General features: G+C 71.6%; 20 protein-coding genes and 1 pseudogene. 11 read left to right on the forward strand and 10 right to left on the reverse strand.

The window, feature by feature from the left end:
* Positions 1 to 375: MmpS family transport accessory protein (locus A5714_RS25150; protein WP_231975805.1), on the forward strand; the 375-nt coding region annotated here is incomplete at its 5' end.
* Between the two features lie 16 nt (positions 376 to 391).
* Here the strand turns inward: A5714_RS25150 and A5714_RS25935 are convergent.
* The 3 genes and pseudogenes from A5714_RS25935 to A5714_RS06030 form a co-directional block, all read right to left on the reverse strand.
* A pseudogene (locus tag A5714_RS25935) lies at positions 392 to 964 on the reverse strand (hypothetical protein); the annotation flags it as partial.
* Positions 965 to 1145: 181 nt separating this feature from the next.
* Positions 1146 to 1565 (reverse strand): cytochrome c oxidase subunit 4, encoded by a 420-nt coding sequence (locus tag A5714_RS06025; RefSeq protein WP_068073172.1) that lies wholly within the window; start codon positions 1563 to 1565, stop codon positions 1146 to 1148.
* Positions 1566 to 1578: 13 nt separating this feature from the next.
* The gene (locus tag A5714_RS06030; protein WP_156747186.1) at positions 1579 to 2676 is read right to left on the reverse strand and encodes a cytochrome c oxidase subunit II; all 1098 of its coding nucleotides are present in this window, start codon (positions 2674 to 2676) and stop codon (positions 1579 to 1581) included.
* 168 nt (positions 2677 to 2844) lie between these two features.
* Here A5714_RS06030 and asnB point away from each other — a divergent pair, with 168 nt between their 5' ends.
* Positions 2845 to 4815 carry an asparagine synthase (glutamine-hydrolyzing) gene (gene asnB, locus A5714_RS06035; protein WP_068283743.1) on the forward strand — a complete coding sequence of 657 codons (1971 nt, stop codon included), beginning with the start codon at positions 2845 to 2847 and terminating at the stop codon, positions 4813 to 4815.
* A 231-nt stretch (positions 4816 to 5046) separates the two neighbouring features.
* On the opposite strand, the gene A5714_RS06040 is transcribed toward asnB, so the two are convergent.
* Positions 5047 to 6021 carry a carbohydrate kinase family protein gene (locus tag A5714_RS06040; RefSeq protein WP_068073178.1) on the reverse strand — a complete coding sequence of 325 codons (975 nt, stop codon included), beginning with the start codon at positions 6019 to 6021 and terminating at the stop codon, positions 5047 to 5049.
* 165 nt (positions 6022 to 6186) lie between these two features.
* Here A5714_RS06040 and A5714_RS06045 point away from each other — a divergent pair, with 165 nt between their 5' ends.
* Positions 6187 to 6867, forward strand: coding sequence for a hypothetical protein (locus A5714_RS06045; RefSeq protein ID WP_068283746.1), 681 nt, complete (start codon positions 6187 to 6189; stop codon positions 6865 to 6867).
* A 40-nt stretch (positions 6868 to 6907) separates the two neighbouring features.
* On the opposite strand, the gene A5714_RS06050 is transcribed toward A5714_RS06045, so the two are convergent.
* Both A5714_RS06050 and A5714_RS06055 read right to left on the reverse strand, forming a co-directional pair.
* Positions 6908 to 7264 (reverse strand): iron-sulfur cluster assembly accessory protein, encoded by a 357-nt coding sequence (locus A5714_RS06050; RefSeq protein WP_068073182.1) that lies wholly within the window; start codon positions 7262 to 7264, stop codon positions 6908 to 6910.
* Between the two features lie 95 nt (positions 7265 to 7359).
* Positions 7360 to 8436, reverse strand: coding sequence for a glycerate kinase (locus tag A5714_RS06055; protein WP_068073232.1), 1077 nt, complete (start codon positions 8434 to 8436; stop codon positions 7360 to 7362).
* A 191-nt stretch (positions 8437 to 8627) separates the two neighbouring features.
* Here A5714_RS06055 and A5714_RS06060 point away from each other — a divergent pair, with 191 nt between their 5' ends.
* From A5714_RS06060 to A5714_RS06075, 4 genes are read left to right on the forward strand one after another with little or no spacing between them, the layout of a single operon-like run.
* Positions 8628 to 9311 (forward strand): DUF3043 domain-containing protein, encoded by a 684-nt coding sequence (locus A5714_RS06060; RefSeq protein ID WP_068073184.1) that lies wholly within the window; start codon positions 8628 to 8630, stop codon positions 9309 to 9311.
* 27 nt (positions 9312 to 9338) lie between these two features.
* Positions 9339 to 9887, forward strand: coding sequence for a bifunctional adenosylcobinamide kinase/adenosylcobinamide-phosphate guanylyltransferase (locus A5714_RS06065; RefSeq protein WP_068283749.1), 549 nt, complete (start codon positions 9339 to 9341; stop codon positions 9885 to 9887).
* A complete protein-coding gene (gene cobT / locus A5714_RS06070) occupies positions 9884 to 10939 on the forward strand; it encodes a nicotinate-nucleotide--dimethylbenzimidazole phosphoribosyltransferase (RefSeq protein WP_068073188.1) in 1056 nt (351 codons plus the stop codon). The genes A5714_RS06065 and cobT overlap by 4 nt, the downstream gene beginning before the upstream one ends.
* On the forward strand, positions 10936 to 11694 hold the full coding sequence (locus tag A5714_RS06075; protein WP_068283755.1) for an adenosylcobinamide-GDP ribazoletransferase: 759 nt from the start codon (positions 10936 to 10938) through the stop codon (positions 11692 to 11694). Before cobT ends, A5714_RS06075 begins: the two co-directional genes overlap by 4 nt.
* 27 nt (positions 11695 to 11721) lie before the next feature.
* Here the strand turns inward: A5714_RS06075 and A5714_RS06080 are convergent, their stop codons facing one another.
* Together A5714_RS06080 and gcvT are read right to left on the reverse strand one after the other, a co-directional pair.
* Complete coding sequence (locus A5714_RS06080) at positions 11722 to 12828, reverse strand: branched-chain amino acid aminotransferase (protein WP_068283759.1); 1107 nt, start codon at positions 12826 to 12828, stop codon at positions 11722 to 11724.
* A 55-nt stretch (positions 12829 to 12883) separates the two neighbouring features.
* A complete protein-coding gene (gene gcvT / locus A5714_RS06085) occupies positions 12884 to 14017 on the reverse strand; it encodes a glycine cleavage system aminomethyltransferase GcvT (RefSeq protein WP_068283761.1) in 1134 nt (377 codons plus the stop codon).
* A gap of 50 nt (positions 14018 to 14067) precedes the next feature.
* Between gcvT and A5714_RS06090 the strand changes: the two genes are divergently transcribed.
* The gene (locus A5714_RS06090; RefSeq protein ID WP_068283763.1) at positions 14068 to 15615 is read left to right on the forward strand and encodes a leucyl aminopeptidase; all 1548 of its coding nucleotides are present in this window, start codon (positions 14068 to 14070) and stop codon (positions 15613 to 15615) included.
* Positions 15616 to 15618: 3 nt separating this feature from the next.
* On the opposite strand, the gene A5714_RS06095 is transcribed toward A5714_RS06090, so the two are convergent.
* Both A5714_RS06095 and A5714_RS06100 read right to left on the reverse strand, forming a co-directional pair.
* Positions 15619 to 17223, reverse strand: a complete 1605-nt coding sequence (locus A5714_RS06095; protein ID WP_068283766.1) for an NAD(P)/FAD-dependent oxidoreductase — start codon at positions 17221 to 17223, stop codon at positions 15619 to 15621.
* Entirely contained in the window at positions 17220 to 17669 is a 450-nt protein-coding gene (locus tag A5714_RS06100; RefSeq protein ID WP_068283770.1) for an SRPBCC family protein, read from the reverse strand. The genes A5714_RS06095 and A5714_RS06100 overlap by 4 nt, the downstream gene beginning before the upstream one ends.
* A 135-nt stretch (positions 17670 to 17804) precedes the next feature.
* Between A5714_RS06100 and A5714_RS06105 the strand changes: the two genes are divergently transcribed.
* From A5714_RS06105 to A5714_RS06115, 3 genes are all read left to right on the forward strand, one after another.
* Complete coding sequence (locus tag A5714_RS06105; RefSeq protein WP_068073199.1) at positions 17805 to 18149, forward strand: aminopeptidase; 345 nt, start codon at positions 17805 to 17807, stop codon at positions 18147 to 18149.
* A 440-nt stretch (positions 18150 to 18589) separates the two neighbouring features.
* A complete protein-coding gene (gene sucB, locus A5714_RS06110; RefSeq protein WP_068283773.1) occupies positions 18590 to 20428 on the forward strand; it encodes a 2-oxoglutarate dehydrogenase, E2 component, dihydrolipoamide succinyltransferase in 1839 nt (612 codons plus the stop codon).
* A 16-nt stretch (positions 20429 to 20444) separates the two neighbouring features.
* Positions 20445 to 20896 (forward strand): NAD-dependent epimerase/dehydratase family protein (locus A5714_RS06115; RefSeq protein ID WP_156747187.1); only part of this gene is annotated, 452 nt, incomplete at its 3' end.

A 20896-nucleotide genomic window follows, 5' to 3' on the forward strand; every position in this document is an offset into this window, starting at 1 on the left:
TCACGGTCCTGCGGGCCGGCGCCACCACCCCCGCCGGGGCCGGCACCGCCCCCGGCGCCCACGTCGTCGGCGGCGGCCCCGCCGCCCAGCACCACCCCGGCCGGCCCCCGGCAGGTCACCTACTCGGTGACCGGCACCAAAGCCCCCGGTGACATCATCTCGGTGACCTACGTCGACGCGTCGGGCCGGCGTCGCACCCAGCACAACGTCTACATCCCGTGGTCGATCACGGTCACCCCGATTTCGCAGTCCGACGTCGGCTCGGTCGAGGCGTCCAGCCTGTTCCGGGTCAGCCGGCTGAACTGCTCGATCACGACCAGCGACGGCACCGTGTTGTCGTCGAACAGCAGCGACGCGCCGCAGACGAGCTGCTAGATGGTGAGCAGATACTCGGCGTATCGCCGCGCGGTGGGGGCTGTGGCTTGGTGGTCGTGATCTCGTCCTGCGGCGGCGGCGTCGACGGGGCGGTGCTGGTGTTCGGGTTGGCGAGCTTGGTCGTGTCGGTGCGGGCGAACAGCAGCGACACCGAGACCACCAGCGCGATCGCGGCGACGATGGCGGCGACGCCGACGATCCACGGCCAGCGCGGCGCGCTGTGGGTGTCGTCGGCCTCGGCGGCCTCGTTGTAGTCCTCGTAGTCGTAGAGCCCCAGCTCGCCCGGCACGTAGGGCCCGCTGGTGAACTGCTCCGCGTCCAGGGCCGAGTACGCCCGCGAGTAGGCGTCGGTCTGCCCCGTCTGGTCCACCGGCTCGGGGTCCGCGCCGCCATCGAGCGGTTCCAGGTCACCGTCGGCGGGAGCGGCGTCCCCCAGCCCCGCCGCTGCGCCGTCGAACGCGTCGGGTTCCGGCTCAGGGCCGGCGTCCGGGCCCAGATCCTGACCGGACGCCTGACCGGAAGCGTGATCGAAGCCGTGAGCGTCGTCGGGTTCATCCGGGTCCCATCCCGGGTGCTTCGGCCCGCTCATCTTCGCCTGCCCTGTTCGACTACATCGCCAACGCGCAAAGATTCACCGCTGCATCGTCGCGGGCGCGCTTGGGACGTTCTCATTGATCTGGGCAAAACATTACCGAACCAAAAGGGGCAAACCCGTTCTGGCGACCGGGCCGCCAATCACGTGATCGGATTGTGACCTTGGGTCGTGAAAATCAGTGCTTCTCGGGCCCCGTGTAGTACTCGAAAACCAATCCGGCCGCCGAAGTCAGGATGAACATCACACCGGCCGCGATCAGCCACGGCAGCCACAGCGCGATGCCGACCGCGGTCACCGAGCCGGACAGCGCGATCAGGATCGGCCACCAGCTGTGCGGGCTGAAGAAACCCAATTCGCCTGCGCCGTCGCTGATCTCGGCGCCCTCGTAGTCCTCGGGCCGGGTGTCGAGGCGCCGAGCAACGAAGCGGAAAAAGGTGGCCACGATCAACGCCAGGCCGCCGGTCAACACCAGCGCGGTGGTGCCCGCCCACTCCACGCCGCCGGTTGCGAAAAGCGCCGTCAGCACGCCGTAAAGCACGGCGATCAGTAGGAAAAACCCGGCAATGAATTCGAATAACCTGGCTTCGATATGCATTTCGCGTCCTAACCTACTGGCTTCCGGCCAACTGGCCGCGCTTGGTGTCGAACGGGTGGGTGGTCACCGCCAGCGGCGGCTGCCCGATCGCCTGCAGCGCCTGGGCGTTCGTCTTGCCCTGCGTGCGCTGCTGCAGGTAGGCCTTGAAGTCGTTGGGCGACACCACCCGGACTTCGAAGTTCATCATCGAGTGGTAGGTCCCGCAGAATTCGGCGCAGTGACCGACGAACGCGCCGGGCCGGGTGATCTCCTCGACCTGGAACACGTTCACCGAGTTGTTCGCTTCGGCGTTGGGGATCACGTCGCGCTTGAACAGGAACTCCGGCACCCAGAACGTGTGGATGACGTCGGCGGAGGCCAGGTCGAATTGGATGCGCTTGCCGGTCGGCAACACCAGCACCGGGATCTCGTCGCTGGTCCCCAACGTTTCGACCTTGTCGAAGTTGAGGTACTGCCGGTCGGAGGTGTTCAGGCCCCGCACCGGGCCGACGCGCTCCTCGCCGTGGGCGTCCTTGCCCTCGGGCTTGGACAGCATCGCCTTCTTGCGCTCGGCGTCGGCGCCGTCGTAGGTCAGGGTGCCGTCCTTGAAGGCGACGCGCTGGTAGCCGAACTTCCAGTTCCACTGGAACGCGGTCACGTCGACGACGACCTCGGGGTCCTTAGCGACGTGCAGCAGCTTCTCCTGCACCACGACGGTGAAGTAGAACAGCACCGACACGATGAGGAACGGCGTGACGGTCAGCGCCAGCTCGAGCGGCATGTTGTAGCCGAACTGCCGCGGCAGCTCGGTGTCAGTGGCCTTCTTGCGGTGAAACACCGACGACCAGAACAGCAGGCCCCACACCGCCACGCCGACGGCGAGGGCCGCGATCACCGAGCCGATCCACAGTTCGCGGTTGTAGTGGGCCTGCGGGGTGATACCGTCCGGCCAGCCGAACGCCAGGACGTGCTGCCAGCTGCATCCGCTCAGCGCGACCGCGAGCCCCCCGAACGTCGCTGCCAGCGCCAACGGCCGGAGACGGCGGGACAGGCCCCCGCTGACGCCCCCGGAACGGCGCTGAATCCTGCCCTGCGACATACGTTGCGAACGGTGCTGCTCGCGAGGTGTCACGTTGGCGCCTCCTGCTCGGATATCGAATACTACGCAGCGTAGACCACGCGGCTGAGCGCGGCGACGAAACCCCGGTCGGCTCGCGCCGCGGCCCCTCGGCGCGCGCCGGGCACGGCCGCCACGAGCGCCGCCAACCCCGAGCGCGCGAGTGCGGCATACTGGGGCGCCGTGTGTGGTCTGCTGGCGTTCGTCGCCGCCCCGGACGGTTCGGATCCCGGCTTCGACAGCTCCTCGATCAAGGTCGCCGACGCCGCCCGCGTCGACGGCGCCGTCGGCCGCTCGCTGCGTTTGATGCGGCACCGCGGGCCCGACGAACCCGGCGGCCTGGCCGCGGAGGGCAGCGTCGTGTTCGGGTTCAACCGGCTGTCGTTCATCGACATCGCCCACGCGCACCAGCCGCTGCGCTGGGGTCCGCCCGAGGCGCCCGACCGCTACGTGCTGGTGTTCAACGGCGAGATCTACAACTACCTCGAGCTGCGCGCCGAGCTGGCCGCCCGGCACGGCGCGGTGTTCGCCACCGACGGCGACGGCGAGGCGATCGTTGCCGGCTTCCACTTCTGGGGCACCGACGTCCTGACCCGGCTGCGCGGCATGTTCGCGTTCGCGCTGCTGGACACCGCCACCGGTGAGTTGTTCTGCGCCCGCGACCCGTTCGGCATCAAGCCGCTGTTCCTGGCCACGGGCGCCGGCGGCACCGCGGTGGCCAGCGAGAAGAAGTGCCTGCTGGACCTGGCCGAGTTGATCGGCTTCGACACCGGCATCGACGAGCGGGCGGTGCAGCACTACACCGTCCTGCAGTACGTGCCCGAGCCCGAGACGCTGCACCGCGGGGTGCGCCGCCTGGAGTCGGGCTGCTACGCCCGCATCCGTCCCGGCCAGCGGCCGCAGATCACCCGGTATTTCACGCCGCGCTTCGCGGCCACCCCGATCACCCGCGGCGCCGAGCAGGCCCGCTACGACGAGATCACCGCGGTGCTCGAGGACTCGGTGGCCAAACACATGCGCGCCGACGTCACCGTCGGGGCGTTCCTGTCCGGCGGCATCGACTCGACCGCGATTGCCGCGCTGGCCATCCGGCACAACCCCCGGCTGATCACCTTCACCACCGGCTTCGAGCGCGAGGGGTTCTCCGAGATCGACGTGGCGGTGGCCTCCGCCGAGGCGATCGGCGCCCGCCACATCGCCAAGGTGGTCTCCCCCGACGAGTTCGTCGCCGCGTTGCCCGAGATCGTGTGGTACCTCGACGAGCCGGTGGCCGACCCCGCACTGGTCCCGCTGTTCTTCGTGGCCCGCGAGGCCCGCAAGCACGTCAAGGTGGTGCTGTCGGGGGAAGGCGCCGACGAGTTGTTCGGCGGCTACACGATCTACCGGGAGCCGTTGTCGCTCAAGCCGTTCGACTACCTGCCGCGGCCGCTGCGCCGGTCGATGGGCAAGGTGTCCAGGCCGCTGCCGGAGGGGATGCGCGGCAAGAGCCTGCTGCACCGCGGCTCGCTGACGCTCGAAGAGCGTTACTACGGCAACGCCCGCAGTTTCTCCGACGCCCAGCTGCGCGAGGTGCTGCCGGGCTTCCGCGAGGACTGGACCCACACCGACGTGACGGCCTCGGTGTACGCCGAGTCGGCCGGCTGGGACCCGGTGGCCCGCATGCAGCACCTCGACCTGTTCACGTGGCTGCGCGGCGACATCCTGGTCAAGGCCGACAAGATGACCATGGCCAATTCCCTGGAGCTGCGGGTGCCCTTCTTAGATCCCGAGGTGTTCGCCGTCGCGTCCCGGCTGCCCGTCGACGCCAAGATCACCCGCACGACCACCAAGTACGCGCTGCGGCGCGCCCTGGAGCCCGTCGTCCCGGCCCACGTGTTGCACCGGCCCAAGCTGGGGTTCCCGGTGCCGATCCGGCATTGGCTGCGGGCCGGAGAACTGCTGGAGTGGGCCTACGCGACCGTCGACGCGTCGCAGGCCGGCCACCTGGTGGACCTCGCCGCGGTGCGCCGGATGCTCGACGAGCACCGCAACGGCGTCAGCGATCACAGCCGCCGGCTGTGGACGGTGCTGATCTTCATGCTCTGGCACGCGATCTTCGTCGAGCACAGCGTGGTGCCCCAGATCAGCGAGCCGGTGTATCCCGTCCAGCTCTGACCTGCCCGGGCCCGGCCTGCCTCGCTCACCCGGCCTGCTCTGACCTGCCCGGGCCCGGCCTGCCCGGCCTGGCCTGGCCTGGCCTGGCCTGGCCTCGCGAGCGTAAGGCCACTGCGGAAATCCGGGCCCAAAATCGCAGGGTGCTTACGCTCGCGGGTTCAGCGCAGCGCAGCGCAGCGCCGGTACCGGATACCGGGCGCCGGCGGCGTGAGCCGCCGACGCCACCCGCGGCTACGCCAGGATCGCGCCGATCTCCTCGGCCGCCTCGTCGCCGTAGGCGCCGGCCAGCCGGCTCTTGGCGTCCTCGCGGTCCCAGGTCCACTCCTGGGTGCCGGTGGACTCGAGCACCAGCACGGCCACCAGCGAGCCCAGCTGCGCCGAACGCTCCAGGCTCAGGCCGGCGCTGCGGCCGGTGAGGAAGCCGGCGCGGAAGGCGTCGCCGACGCCCGTCGGGTCGGTCTGGCTGTTCTCCGGCACCACGTCGACGTGGGTGGTGGTGCCGTCGCGCTCGACAATGTCGACGCCCTTGGCACCCAGCGTGGTCACCCGCAGGTCGACCTTCTGCTGCACGTCGGCCTCCGACCAGCCGGTCTTGGACAGCAGCAGCTCCCACTCGTAGTCGTTGGTGAACAGGTAGGCGGCGCCGTCGACGAGCTTGTCGATCTCCTCCCCGGACAGGCGGGGCAGCTGCTGGGAAGGGTCGGCGGCGAACGGCAGGCCGAGTTTGCGGCACTCCTCGGTGTGCACCACCATCGCGTCGGGGTCGTTGGCGCCGACGATCACCAGGTCGGGTTTCCCGATCGACGACACCAGGTCGGCGAGCTTGATGTTGCGGGCCTCCGACATGGCGCCCGGGTAGAACGAGGCGATCTGCGCCATGTCCTGGTCGGTGGTGCAGGTGAACCGCGCGGTGTGCGCGGTGTCGGAGACCAGCACGTGGTCGGTGTTGACGCCGTGCGACTGCAGCCACTGCCGGTAGTCGTCGAAGTCGTCGCCGACCGCGCCGACCAGCGCCACGTCGCCACCCAGCACCCCGATGGCGAAGGCGATGTTGCCGGCCACACCGCCGCGGTGGATGACCAGGTCGTCGACGAGGAAGCTCAGCGACACCTTCTGCAGGTGGTCGGCCAGTAGGTGCTCAGAGAACCGGCCGGGGAAGCGCATCAGGTTGTCGGTGGCTATCGAGCCTGTTACCGCGATCGTCACGAAAGTCTCCGCTCTTCGTTAGCAAGGTTATCGAGCTTACTCACGCACCCAGAGCGTCGTTGCGTCCGCTCCTCGGCGCGCGGGTGGTGCGCTAGCCTCCCTAGGGAACTCACTCCCGTCGCTTCGAGTTGCTGCCGGGATCACGATCACCGTAGGAGACCCACGATGGCCGGTCCGCATTCGTCGAACCACACCGTCGGCGGCGAAGGACCAACGCCCCCAAACGAATCCCAGCCTCTGGAGTTCCCGCACGAGCCTGCCGGCCCCGCCTTCGGGCCCGGGCCCGGCGCCGGCGACGCGGGACTCGCGGCTCCCAATTATGCCGGGAACCCGCCGCCGGCGGTTCCCTACCCGCCGCAGCGGTCCCGGCGCCGGTTGGTCACCGGCGTGCTGCTCGCGCTGACGCTGGTCGCCGTGCTGACCGTGGCGATCGTGTACGGCGTGCGCACCAACGGGGCCAACAGCGGCGCCACCTTCTCCGAGGGGGCGGCGAAGACCGCCATCCAGGGCTATCTGGACGCCCTGGACCACCGCGACATCGACGTGATCGTGCGCAACGCGCTGTGCGGCCTGTACGACGGCGTCCAGGACAAGCGCTCCGATCAGGCGTTGGCCAAGCTCAACAGCGACGCGTTCCGCAAGCAGTTCTCCGAGGTCGAGGTGACCTCGATCGACAAGATCGTCTACCTGTCGCAGTACCAGGCCCAAGCGCTGTTCAGCATGCAAGTCACCCCGTCCAGCGGCGGCCCGACGCGCGGACCGTTGCAAGGCATCGCGCAACTGCTGTTCCAGCGCGGGCAGATCACCGTCTGCTCCTACGTGCTGCGCACCGCGGGCTCGTACTGAGCCCCTGCACAACCGACCGCCAGCGGTCAGCGGCCCCGGCTCAGTTGAACGAGTCGCCGCAGGCGCAGGACCCGGTGGCGTTCGGGTTGTCGATGGTGAAGCCCTGCTTCTCGATGGTGTCGACGAAATCGATGGACGCACCCTCGACGTAGGGGGCGCTCATCCGGTCCACGGTCAGGGTGACTCCCCCGAAGTCCGCGGTCAGGTCGCCGTCGAGCGTCCGGTCGTCGAAGAAGAGGTTGTAACGCAGCCCCGCGCAGCCGCCCGGCTGGACGGCGATGCGCAGCGCCAGGTCGTCGCGTCCCTCCTGGTCCAGCAGCGACTTGGCCTTCGCGGCGGCGGCCTCGGTCAGGATCACGCCGTGCGTCGCGACGTTCGACTCGTTTTGCACCGTCATTGCTTCTCCTACATGCCTAGTGGGGCGTGGTCGTCAGGGTCGATTCCACCGGCCTCCGTCGGCCGGCCCGAACCGCTCGAAAAAAGCCCACTCCATCAACGGTACCTTGCGGGACCGCTATTCCCGAGTCGCGCCGCGACCACGGACGCCAGCCCCATCAGCTGGTTGGCGGCGTCTGCCTGCGCCAACCGCACCGACCCGGCGTGGTCGGCGATCGACAGGGCCGCCATGATGCCCGACGAGCGGACCGTCGCGTTGTCCAGCCCGACCTGCCCGGCCAGCACCACCACCGGAATTCCGCGCGGCCGGGCGGCGTCGGCGAGGAAGCCGACCACCTTGCCGTGCAGCGACTGCTCGTCGAACCGGCCCTCGCCGGTGACGATCAACTCGGCGGTGTCCAAATCGTCGGCCAGGCGGGTGTGCTGGGCGATGATGGCGGCCCCGGACTCGCACCGGCCGCCGAGCGCCAGCAGGCCCGCCCCGATGCCGCCGGCCGCGCCCGCGCCCGGCTCGGCGCTGACGTCGCGGCCCGCCACCGCCTCCAAGATCAGCGCCCACGCCTGCAGGCGCACCTCGAGGGCGGCCACCGTGGCGGTGTCCGCGCCCTTCTGCGGCCCGAAGACCCGCGCCGCGCCCCACGGTCCCAGCAGCGGGTATTCGGTATCGGAGGCGGCGATGAGCTCCACGTTCGCCAGTTGCCGGCGGGCCGTGTCCAGGCCGCCGAGTTCGGCGATCATCCCCTGCCCGCCGTCGGTGCACGCGCTGCCGCCGAGCCCGACGACGATGCGCGTCGCCCCCGCGCGCAGGGCTTCGGCGATCAACTGGCCCACGCCCTTGCTGTGCGCCGCCATCGCGGTCTCGGGGGTGGGCGGGCCGCCGAGCAGGGCCAAACCGCAGGCCTGGGCGCATTCGAGGTAGGCGGTCGCCGAGCCGGGATCGAAGACCCACTCGGCCGTCACCATCGCCTTCAGCGGACCGAACACCCGCACCCGCCGCAACTGCCCCAAGCGGCTGGCCAACACCTCGACGAACCCCGGGCCGCCGTCGGACTGCGGCGCGACGATGAACCGGTCGCCGGGGCGCGAGCGGGTCCAGCCGGTCGCGATCGCCGCGGCCGCCTCGACGGCCGTCATGCTGTCGCCGTAACAGTCCGGGGCCACCAGCACGAGCATGGCCGGCAACTGCAGACGGCCGGGAGCGAGGCCGGGACCGCCGTCGTCGGTGGCCATCGACCCGTCGTCCATCACAGGCAGCCGTTCATCACTGGTAAGAGTAGGGCCAAGGACGGTGCTGACGCAGGTCTAATAGCGAGGCATTCCAGGCGAATTCCGCCACACCCGCGCCGGGAAGTAACCTGGCCCCTGTGAAGCTGATGGGCCGCAAGAAAGGCCAGGACGGGGACTTGACCCCGACCGTCGTGGCGGCGGACGTCCCCGGGGCGTCGGACGCGGCGACGCGCGAGTCGCACCGCACGGGCCCCAAGGGGCGGCCCACGCCCAAGCGTGACCAAGCCCGGCGCAGCGCCAAGAAGGGGCCCGTCGCCCCCGCACCGATGACCGCCGCCGAGGCGCGGGCCCGGCGCAAGACGCTGGCCGGTCCGAAGCTCAGCCGCGAGGAGCGCAAGGCGGACAAGGCCGCCAGCCGCGCCCGCCTCACCGACCGCCGGGAACGCATGATGTCCGGCGAAGAGGCTTACCTGCTGCCCCGCGACCGCGGCCCGATCCGCCGCTACGTGCGCGACGTGGTCGACTCCCGGCGCAACCTGCTGGGCCTGTTCATGCCGTCCACCCTGTTCCTGATGTTCGCCATGTTCACCACGCCGCAACTGCAGCTCTACGTGTCGCCCGCGATGCTGGCGCTGATGCTGGTGATGGGCATCGACGGGGTGGTGCTGGGCCGCAAGGTGAGCAGGCTGGTCGACGCCAAGTTCCCCAAGAACACCGAAAGCCGTTGGAAGCTCGGCCTGTACGCCGCCAGCCGGGCGTCGCAGATGCGTCGGCTGCGCACGCCGCGGCCTCAGGTCCAGCGCGGCGGCAGTGCCGATTAAGCGGCGCGGGAAAGCCGCCTGACGCCGGTGCGCACGCTGGTGCTGGGCGGAATCAGGTCGGGCAAGTCACGCTGGGCCGAGGAGGCCATCGCCACGGCGCTGCCGGCCGGCGAGCCGGTGCGCTACCTGGCCCCCGGGCCGCCCGGTTTCGACGACGCGGCGTGGGCGCACCGGGTCGCCGCGCACCGCGACCGCCGGCCCGCGCACTGGTCGACCGTCGAAAACACCGACCTCGCCGCGGAATTGCGCGGCTCGCCGGGCACCCCCACGCTCGTCGACGACCTCGGCGGCTGGCTGACCGGCACGCTGGACCGCAACCGGGCCTGGGAGGACGACTCGGCGGCGGGCGCGGTCCGCGACACGGTCGACGACGCCGTCGCCGCCATCGGCGCCTTCGGCGCCACGCTGGTGCTCGTCACCCCCGAGGTCGGGCTGGCCGTCGTTCCCGCCACGCCCGCGGGGCGCAAATTCGCCGACGAGTTGGGCGAATTGAACCAGCGGGTCGCGCAGCTCTGCGACCGCGTGGTGCTGGTGGTCGCCGGGCAGGCGTTGCCGATCAAGGCGCCGCTCGGGTGACGGAGTTCGCGCCCGTCGCGCCGCCCGACGCCGGCGTCGCCGCCGCCGCCCGGGCCCGCCAGGACACGCTGACCAAGCCCCGCGGCTCGCTGGGCCGCCTGGAAGACCTGTCGGTGTGGCTCGCCTCCTGCCAAGGTGTCTGTCCGCCAAGGCCTTTGGAACGCGCGCGGGTGGTGGTTTTCGCCGGTGACCACGGCGTCGCCCGGTCCGGGGTGTCGGCCTACCCGCCCGAGGTGACCGCCCAGATGGTCGCCAACTTCGAGGCGGGCGGGGCGGCGATCAACGTGCTGGCCGGCGTCGCGGGCGCCACGGTGCGGGTCGCTGATGTGGCCGTGGACGCGGCCACCGGTGAGCGCGCCGCCGCGCACAAGGTGCGGCGCGGCAGCGGGGACATCACGGTCGAGGACGCGCTGAGCGACGACGAGGTGCGGCGGGCTATCGCGGCCGGCCGGGACATCGCCGACGAGGAGGTCGACGCCGGCGCGGACCTGTTGATCGCCGGTGACATGGGCATCGGAAACACCACGCCCGCAGCGGTTTTGGTGGCGGCTCTGACGAACGCCGAGCCGGTGGTGGCGGTCGGCTTCGGCAGCGGCGTCGACGACGCCGGGTGGGCGCGCAAGACGTCCGCGGTGCGCGACGCGCTGTTTCGCGCCCGCCGGGTGCTGCCGGACCCGGTCGGCTTGCTGCGCTGCGCGGCCGGCGCCGACCTGGCCGCGATGGCGGGCTTTTGCGCGCAGGCCGCGGTGCGGCGCACGCCGCTGCTGCTCGACGGCATGGCGGTGACGGCGGCCGCGCTGGTCGCCGAGCGGCTGGCCCCAGGCGCCCGCGACTGGTGGCAGGCCGGGCACCGGTCCACCGAACCGGGCCACACGCTGGCCTTGGCGGCGCTGGAGCTCGAACCGATCCTCGAGCTGCGGATGCGCCTGGGCGAGGGCAGCGGCGCGGCGCTCGCCGTGCCGGTGCTGCGCGCGGCGGCGGCCACGTTGGCGTCGATGGCCACCTTCGCGCAGGCCGGCGTCTCCGACCGGCAGCCGCCCGCGACGCCGTGATCCGTTCGCTGGCAACTGCTTTCGCCTTCGGCACGGTGTTGCCCGTCCCGGGCTCGGCGCAGGCCCCGATGGGCCGCGGCGCCATGACGGCGCTGCCCGTGGTGGGCGCCGCGCTGGGCGCGGCGGCCGCGGCGGTGACGTGCGGGGCCGCCGCGGCGTTCGGGGCGTCGAGCCCACTGCCGGGTCTGCTGGCCGTCGCCGCGCTGTTGCTGGCGACGCGCGGGCTGCACATCGACGGTGTGGCGGACACGGCCGACGGGTTGGGCTGCTACGGGCCGCCGCAGCGCGCGCTGGCGGTGATGCGCGACGGGTCGACGGGGCCGTTCGGCGTGGCGGCCGTCGTGCTGGTGATCGCGGTGCAGGGGCTGGCGTTCTCGGCGTTGGCGGCGGCGGGGACGCGCGCCGTGTCGGGCGTCGCCATCGCGGTGTTCGCGGGCCGGGTGGCGGCCGTGCTGGCGTGCCGCCGGTCGGTGCCGGCGGCCGCCGGCAGCTCGCTGGGCGCGCGGGTCGCCGGCAGCCAACCGGCGCCCGTCGCGGCGGCCTGGGTCGCGGCGCTGCTGGGCCTGTCCGCCGCGGTGGGGCCACGGCCGTGGCAGGGCCCGGTGGCGGTGCTGCTGGGCGTCGGGTGCGCGGGGTTGCTGGTGCGGCACTGCGTGCGCCGCCTGGGCGGGATCAGCGGCGACGTGCTGGGCGCCGCGATCGAATGCACCGCGACGGTGAGCGCGCTGGCCCTGGCGGCGCTGGTGCGGTTTTAGCCGCCGGGCTGCGCCGCGCGGCCACGCTCAGCCGAGCCGCGCCATCCAGCCGTGGGTGTCGGCGAAGGTGCCCCGCTGGATGCCGGTCAGCGTGTCGCGCAGCGCCATCGTGACCTCGCCGGGCTGGCCGTCCGCGACGGTGAACTCGGTGTCGCCGTACTTGACGCGCGCGACGGGGGTGATGACGGCGGCGGTGCCGCAGGCGAACACCTCGGTGATCTCGCCGGCCGCGGCCTTCTTCTGCCACTCGTCGATGTCGATCTTGCGTTCCTCGACGGCGAAGCCGGCGTCGACGGCCAACTGCAACAACGAGTCCCGGGTGATGCCCGGCAGCAGCGAACCGGACAGCTCCGGGGTGACCAACCGCGCCGAGCCGCCGCTGCCGAACACGAAAAAGATGTTCATGCCGCCCATCTCCTCGACGTAGCGGCGTTCGACGGCGTCCAGCCACACCACCTGGTCGCAGTCGTGGGCCGCGGCCTCGGCCTGGGCGAGCAGCGAGGCGGCGTAGTTGCCGCCGAACTTGGCGGCGCCGGTGCCGCCCGGGCTGGCCCGCACGTAGTCCGTCGACACCCACACCGTCACCGGGTTGATGCCGCCCTTGAAGTAGGCGCCGGCCGGCGACGCGATCAGCAGGTAGCGGTACCGTTTGGCCGGGCGCACGCCCAACCCCGGCTCGGTGGCGATGACGAAGGGCCGCAGGTACAGCGCGGCCTCGCCCCCGGCGACGGGCACCCACGCGTTGTCGACGGCCACCAGCTGGCACAGCGAACCCATGAACAGCTCGTCGGGCAGCTCGGGCATCGCGAGCCGCCGCGCCGAGGACCGCAGCCGGGCGGCGTTGGCCTCGGCGCGAAACGACACGACGGAGCCGTCGGCCCAGCGGTAGGCCTTGAGGCCCTCGAAGATCTCCTGCGCGTAGTGCAGCACCAGCGCCGACGGGTCGAGCTCGATCGGGCCGTAGGGAATGACGCGGGCGTCGTGCCAGCCCCGGCCCTCGTCGTAGTCGATGGACACCATGTGGTCGGTGAAGTACCGGCCGAATCCGGGGTCGGCCAAGATCGTCTCGCGCTCGGCGTCCGGAATGGGATTCTCCGAGTGCGCGACCGTGAACTCGAGCGAGCCGCTGGACATGGGGCTGATTGTATATGCGCCCGCCAACGGGTTTTTGCCCGCGCAACCCCCGCGGTTAACGGGTTTTCGCCTCGACGAAGGGCGGCCGCACCACGTCACACTCGACCGACCGGCCGCGGACGTCGACGGTCACCCGTTGGCCGTCCTCGACCCCGGCGGCCACGTCGATCAGCGCCAGCCCGATGCCCACCTGCAGCGACGGGGAGAACGTGCCGGAGGTGGTCACCCCGACCGGCGCATCCCCCGCCAGCACCGTCAGCCCGGGGCGCAGCACGCCGCGCCCGACCATCCGCAGCCCGCGCAGCAACCGGCGCGGCCCGGCCGCCTTCTCGGCCAGCAGCGCCTCGCGGCCGAAGAACGCGTCCTTCTTCCAGCCGATCGCCCAGCCGCAGCGGGCCTGCAGCGGCGAGATCTCGGGCGACAGCTCGTGGCCGTGCAGCGGATAACCCATCTCGGTGCGCAGGGTGTCGCGGGCGCCCAGGCCGGCCGGCTCACCGCCGGCGGCGCGCACCCCGGTCACCAGCGCGTCGAACACCACCCCGGCCGTGTCCCACGGCGGCAGCAGCTCGTAGCCGTGCTCGCCGGTGTAACCCGTGCGGCAGACCCGCACCGGCACCCCGTCGAACGACGCGTCGGCGTAACCCATGTAGTCCATGTCGGCGGGCAGGCCCAGCTCGGTGAGCACGTCCGGCGAGCGGGGGCCCTGCACGGCCAGGACCGCGTAGTCGCGGTGCAGGTCGGTGATCGTCAGGCCGGCGGACGCGTTGCTGGCCTGGAAGGCCTGCAGCGCCTCGACCACGGCGGCGGTGTTGGCGGCGTTGGGCACCACGAAGATCTCGTCGTCGCTCACGTAGTAGGCGATCAGGTCGTCGATGACGCCGCCGGATTCGGTGCAGCACAACGTGTATTGCGCCTTGCCGGGGCCGATGCGACCGAGGTCGTTGGTGAGCGCGGAGTTGACGAACTGGGCGGCCCCGGGGCCGCGGACCAGTGCCTTGCCGAGGTGGCTGACGTCGAAGAGGCCGACGGCGTTGCGGGTGGCGGTGTGTTCGCTGACGGTGCCGGCGTAGGACACCGGCATCAGCCAGCCGCCGAATTCGGCGAAGCTGGCGCCCAGCGCGCGGTGGCGGTCTTCCAGCGGTCCACGCAGGGGTTCGCGGGGTTCGAGGGGCTCGGCTGCAGGGGTCACGACACTTCACCCTAATCAGCGGCGGCTCGCGGCCCACTAGGGTGATGCGGATGAGCACCGAACCCGGTTACGCCGCCCCCACCGTCACTGTCGCCACCTCGCTGCCCAAACGCGGCGGGACCTCGTCCGTGCTGATCGTGCCGGTCGTGTCCACCGGGGACGACGACCAGCCCGGCGCGGCGCTGGCGGCGGCCGAGCCGTTCCTGTCTGCCGACGCGGCCGCCGAGATTCAGGCCGGGCTGCGGGCGCTGGAGGCCACGGGCGGGGCCGATCAGGTGCACCGGCTCGTGGTGCCGTCGCTGCCGGTGTCCAGCGTGCTGACGGTCGGCCTGGGCAAGCCGCGCCCCGAGTGGCCCGCCGACACGATCCGCCGGGCCGCCGGGGTGGCCGGGCGGTCGCTCGGCAAGACCGAGTCGGTGCTCACCACGCTGGGCGAGCTGCCCGGCGCCGACGTCCTCTCCGCCGCCGTCGAGGGCTTGATCCTGGGCAGCTACCGGTTCACCGACTTCCGCAGCGCCAAGACGGCACCCAAAGATCAAGGGCTGCGCAAGATCACGGTGCTGGCCACCGCGAAGGACGCGAAGAAGGATGCCGCGCACGGCGCTGCCGTGGCGACGGCCGTCGCCACGGCACGCGACTTCGTCAACACCCCGCCCAGCCACCTCTTCCCCGCCGAATTCGCCAAGCGCGCGCGGGCTTTGGGCGAATCGGTGGGCCTGGAAGTGGAGGTGCTCGACGACAAGGCGCTGCAGAAGGGCGGCTACGGCGGCATCATCGGCGTCGGGCAGGGCTCGTCGCGCCCGCCGCGGCTGGTCCGCCTGACGCACCGCGGCTCCAAGCACGCCAAGCGATCCAAGCAGGCCAAGAAGGTGGCCCTGGTCGGCAAGGGCGTCACCTTCGACACCGGCGGCATCTCGATCAAGCCGGCCGCGGGCATGCACCACATGACCTCGGACATGGGCGGCGCGGCCGCGGTGATCGCGACCGTCGCGCTGGCCGCGCAGCTGGAGCTGCCGATCGACGTCATCGCCACGGTGCCGATGGCCGAGAACATGCCGTCGGCGACGGCGCAGCGCCCGGGCGACGTGCTGACCCAGTACGGCGGGATCACCGTCGAGGTGCAGAACACCGACGCCGAGGGGCGGCTCATCCTCGCCGACGCCATCGTGCGGGCGTGCGAGGACAACCCGGACTATCTGATCGAGACGTCGACATTGACCGGAGCGCAGACGGTGGCGCTCGGCGCCCGCATCCCCGGCGTGATGGGCAGCGACGAGTTCCGCGACCGCGTCGCGGAGATCTCGCAGCGGGTCGGTGAGAACGGCTGGCCGATGCCGTTGCCCGACGAGCTCAAGGAAGACCTGAAGTCGACGGTGGCCGATTTGTCGAACATCAGCGGGCAGCGCTTCGCCGGCATGCTGGTCGCCGGGGTGTTCCTGCGTGAGTTCGTCGCCGACGGCGTGAGCTGGGCGCACCTCGACGTGGCCGGACCGGCGTTCAACACCGGCAGCGCGTGGGGCTACTCGCCCAAGGGCGCGACCGGCGTGCCGACCCGCACCATGTTCGCGGTGCTGGAGGACATCGCCGAAAACGGCTAGCGTTCAGCGCCGGCCCGTCATGAGCGAGAACACGGCGCGGCGCACGTTGCGGCGCGGCCAGCCGGTCAGGCCGTCCGCGGCGAGCGCCGCGTTGGCCGCGTTGCGCCCGCACGCGCCGTGCACCGAGCCGCCCGGGCTGGCCGACGCGCTGCCCAGATAGAGCCGCTCGACGGGCGTCTCGGCGCGGCCCATGCCCGGCGCCGGGCGGAAGATGAGCATCTGCTGCAGCTGCGAGGTGCCGCCGTTGACCGCGCCGCGGTGCAGGTTGGCGTCGTGGGCCTCCAGGTCGGACGGCCGTTGCAGGAAGCGGCCGACGACGTGGGCACCGAAGCCGGGGGCGTGTTCCTCGATGACGCGATCCATCGACTCGGCGAGCTGCTCGGCCGACGCGTCGTCGGAGACCTCGCGCGGCAGATGCGTGTAGGCCCAGACGCTTTCGGTGCCGGCCGGTGACCGGGAGGGATCGGCGGTGGTGGTCTGGCCCAGCAGCATGAACGGACGCTGCGGCACGGTGCGGGTGTTGACGTCGGCCATCCACCGCACCAGGCCGTCCCCGTCGGCGCCCAGGTGCACGGTCCCGGCGTCGTGCAGGTTGGCGGCGCGCCACGGGATCGGCGCGTCGAGCGTGTAGTTCACCTTGACCACGGGCGGGTCCCACACGAAGTGCCGCAGGTCGCGCAGCAGCCCTGGCGGCACCGCGTCCGGGGGCAGCATGTCGCAGAACAGCCGGGGCGCCGTCACGTCGGCGATCACCGCGCGGCGCGCCCGCACGATGCGGCCGTCGGCGGTGCTGACGCCGACGGCCCGGCCGCCCTCGACGTGGATGCGGGTGACCTCCCGGTTGCATTCGATCTGCGCCCCGGCCGACTCGGCCCGCCTGACCAGCGCCGCCGTCAGCTGGCCCGACCCCCCGACGGGCACCGGCCAGCCGCAGTCCTGGGCGAGCATGGTCATCAGCAGGCCCATCACGCCGCTCCCGGGCGCGTCCAGCGGAATGTCGGCGTGTAAGGCGTTGCCCAACAACATGACTCGCGGCGCGTCGCCGTCGAACAGCTGTTGGGCCATCGCGTTGGCGGGCTGGACCAGCAGGTTCGCCAGCCGCAACGCGTCCGACGTCCCGAGCTTGTGCAGCAGCGTCAGCAGCGGGCGCACCGGCGGGAACGGCGACAGGATCGCTTCGAGCAGCGGCTTTTTGACGGTGTTCCACAGCTCCACCGTGCGCAGCCAGTTCGCGCCGTCCCCCGGGACGCGGCGCTCGAATTCGGCGGCTGTCTGGCCGGGGTCGTGGTACACGATCGGCGGGTCGTCGTCGGCGGCATTGCGCGGGTGGCCCACCACCGTCGGCGCGTGGGACCACCGCAACCCGTGATCCTCCAACTGCAACGCCGCCATCGCCGGGGACGCCACGGTCATCGGATAGTAGGAACTGAACAGGTCGGTGACGTAGCCCGGCGTCAGCTCGGCACTGCGCACGGCGCCGCCCGGTTCCGGCTGGGCCTCCAGCACCAGCACGTCCCACCCGGCGTCGGCCAGCATGGCCGCGGCGACCAGCCCGTGATGCCCGGCCCCGACGACCACGGCGTCGACGGCGTCTCGGGGCGCGCTCACGTCACCTGGCTCGGCTCCCGGTGCTCCGCGAGCGCCGCCAGCCGCCACAGGCATTCCTTGTTGCGCGGATAGGCCGCGGCCAGGGCCAGGGAATCGGGGACGACGCCCATCGGGCCCACGGCCGGCACCTCGATCATCTCCACCCGGCACCCCTGCGACGTCTCCTGCAGGAGCAGCGTGATGCGGGCCGCGCCCAGCGGCCCGAGGTGGGCGCGCAGCACCAGTTTGTGCGGCGGCTCGCTCACCTCGACGACCGTCTTGTCGTTGATCACCAACGGCCAGATGCCGATCGAATGCTCGATCGTGGAGCCGGGTTCCGGCCAGTTGGGGTCGACGGCCCGCATCCGGCTGTTGCCCACTACCCACTGGGTGTACGTCCAGCCGTCGGCGAGCACCTCCCACACCCGTTCGCAGGGAGCGGGCACCTCCCGAACCGCTGTGATCACCTCGCGTCCTTTCGCCTGCGCCATTGCGCCGGGATACCCAGAATCGCGGCGCGTACCCGGTGAACTCCGCGTTTACAGCGGCTGCGGGCCGGTTAACCTGCTACCGGTCCAAACCCTGAGGCGAAAGGCGCGATCGTGACGCTGCGACGGTTGATCATCGGTGTGGGTGCGGTGCTGTTACTGGCCGGCGTGATCGGGCTGTTGGCGCCCGTGTCGATCTCGGACGGCAACGGCCACTCCATCGGCTGCGGCAACGCGGTCGCCACCGACCTGTCCTCGGCCCGCAGCGCGAACAACAACAGCGTGGCCAACGTCCCGATCCTCAACCAGGTGGTCCCGCACACCGACTACGTCGCGCAGTGCCAGTCGTCGGTGGGCAGCCGGCGCACCTGGACGATCCCGCTGACCATCCTGGGGATCCTCGGCATCGCCGGGGCGCTCCTGGTGCGGCGCGAGGGTGCGGCCCGGCCGGGTATCTGACCCGGCGGGCCCGACGACCTTAAGTTTCACCTCGCCCGCCTGGCGAACCGCGAAAGCCCTTGCAGCGCATACGGTTTGGGCTTAAGCCGATGAATCGGCGGCGGGCGCCGGGCGGTTGACGCTACCCGGGCCCCGGCGGCTGTCGACGGCGCCGCCCTCTTCCGGTTGGCGCGTCGAAGCCGGTGCCGATGCCGTGCGCAAGACGCCAGCGCGAGGGCACCCCCGGCCCATGTGGGCGACATGCCCACGGTTGTGATGTTGCCGACAAGGCCGTCTCCGCGGCCCGGCTGAAGTGGGCACCAGGCGGGTAGGGCGGTCGGTCCGCCCTGGATGTGTGCCGACGGAGGCGCAGTGACAGGATAGTTTTGGATTGCTGCCGCGGTTCTTGTCAGCGAGCTGTTGACCCATCCCGACCACGCGTGATCGAGGAGTCAGAAGAGATGGCCTTCTCCGTCCAGATGCCGGCACTCGGTGAGAGCGTCACCGAGGGGACGGTGACCCGCTGGCTCAAGCAGGAGGGCGACACGGTCGAAGTCGACGAGCCGCTGGTCGAGGTGTCCACCGACAAGGTGGACACCGAAATCCCCTCCCCGGCCGCGGGTGTGCTGACCAAGATCGTCGCGCAGGAGGACGACACCGTCGAGGTGGGCGGCGAGCTGGCCGTGATCGGCGATTCCGCCGACGGCGGCGCGCAGGACGGCGGGTCCCAGCAGCCGGCGCAGGAGCAGGCCGCGGCGCAGCCCGAGCCCGAGCCCGCCCCGGCGGCGCAGCCCGAGCCCGAGCCGGCCCCCGCCGCCCAGGCGCAGCCGGAACCGGCCCGGCAGCAGGGTTCCGACAGCGGCTCGGCGACCCCGGTGCTGATGCCCGAGCTGGGCGAGTCTGTCGCCGAGGGCACCGTGACCCGATGGTTGAAGAAGGTCGGCGACTCGGTTCAGGTCGACGACGCGTTGGTCGAGGTGTCCACCGACAAGGTGGACACCGAGATTCCGTCGCCGGTGGCCGGGGTGCTGATCAGCATCACCGCCGAGGAAGACGCCACGGTGCCCGTCGGGGGCGAGCTGGCGCGGATCGGCAGCGGCTCCGACGCGGGCGCACCGACGCCCGAGCCGGCGCCCGCGCCCGAACCCAAACCTGAACCCGAACCCGAACCGGCACCGCAACCCCGAGCCGAGCCGAAGCCGGAGCCCAAGCCCGAGCCGGAGCCCAAGCCGGAGCCGCAACCGACGGCGCAGCCGGCACCGCAGCCCAAGCCCGAGCCGACCGCGGCGCCCGCCCAGCCGGCAGCGCACGGTGACGGCGCCCCATACGTCACCCCGCTCGTGCGAAAGCTGGCCAACGAGAACAACATCGACCTCGCCGAGGTCAAGGGCACCGGAGTGGGCGGCCGCATCCGCAAGCAGGACGTGCTCGCCGCCGCCGAGGCCAAGCAGCGGCAGGCGCAGCAGCCGGCCGCCGCCTCGACCGCAGGACAGGCGCCCGCCCCCGCGTCGGCCCCGGGGCAGGCTCCCGCCGCGGGCAAGGTGACGCCCACCGCACCGGCACCGGCGCTGGCGCACCTGCGCGGCACCACCCAGAAGGCCAACCGGATCCGCCAGCTCACGGCCAAGAAGACCCGTGAATCCTTGCAGGCCACGGCCCAGCTCACCCAGACCCACGAGGTCGACATGACCAAGATCGTGGGGCTGCGCGCCCGGGCGAAGTCCGCGTTCGCCGAGCGCGAGGGCGTGAACCTGACGTTCCTGCCGTTCATCGCCCGCGCGGTCATCGACGCGCTCAAGATCCACCTCAACGTGAACGCGAGCTACAACGAGGACACCAAGGAGATCACCTACTACGACGCCGAGCACCTCGGGTTCGCCGTCGACACCGAGCAGGGCCTGCTCTCCCCCGTCGTGCACAACGCCGGTGACCTGTCGCTGGCCGGCCTGGCCCGCGCGATCGCCGACATCGCCGACCGCGCCCGGTCGGGCAACCTCAAGCCCGACGAGTTGTCCGGTGGCACCTTCACCATCACGAACATCGGCAGCCAGGGCGCGCTGTTCGACACGCCCATCCTGGTCCCGCCGCAGGCCGCCATGCTGGGCACCGGGGCCATCGTCAAGCGCCCGCGGGTGGTGGTCGACGACGCGGGCAACGAGTCGATCGGCGTCCGCTCGATCTGCTATCTGCCGTTGACCTACGACCACCGGCTCATCGACGGCGCCGACGCCGGACGCTTCCTGACCACCGTCAAGCACCGGCTCGAAGAGGGAGCGTTCGAGGCCGACCTGGGTCTGTAGGAGGGCTTACACCACTGTGGCTCCAGCTGGCCCCCGGGCGGTCGTTGCGATCGCGGGTTCCTCCGGCCTGATCGGTTCCGCGCTCACCGCCGCGTTGCGCGCCGCCGACCACCGCGTGTTGCGGATCGTGCGGCGCGCGCCCGCGCACCCCGACGAACTGCACTGGAATCCCGAGAACGGCGAGTTGGATCCCGACACGCTGAACGACGTGGACGCCGTCGTCAACCTGTGCGGGGTCAACATCGGCAAGCGGCGGTGGTCCGGCGCGTTCAAGCAGTCCCTGCGCGACAGCCGCATCGCGCCCACCGAGGTGCTCGCCCACGCCGTCGCCGAGGCCGGCGTGCAGACCCTGGTCAACGCCAGCGCGGTCGGCTACTACGGCAACACCAAGGACCGCGTGGTCGACGAAACGGACCGTGCCGGAACGGGTTTCCTGGCGCAGCTATGCCAGGACTGGGAGGCCGCGAC

Source organism: Mycobacterium sp. E2462, assembly GCF_001672685.1.
Taxonomy (GTDB): domain Bacteria; phylum Actinomycetota; class Actinomycetes; order Mycobacteriales; family Mycobacteriaceae; genus Mycobacterium.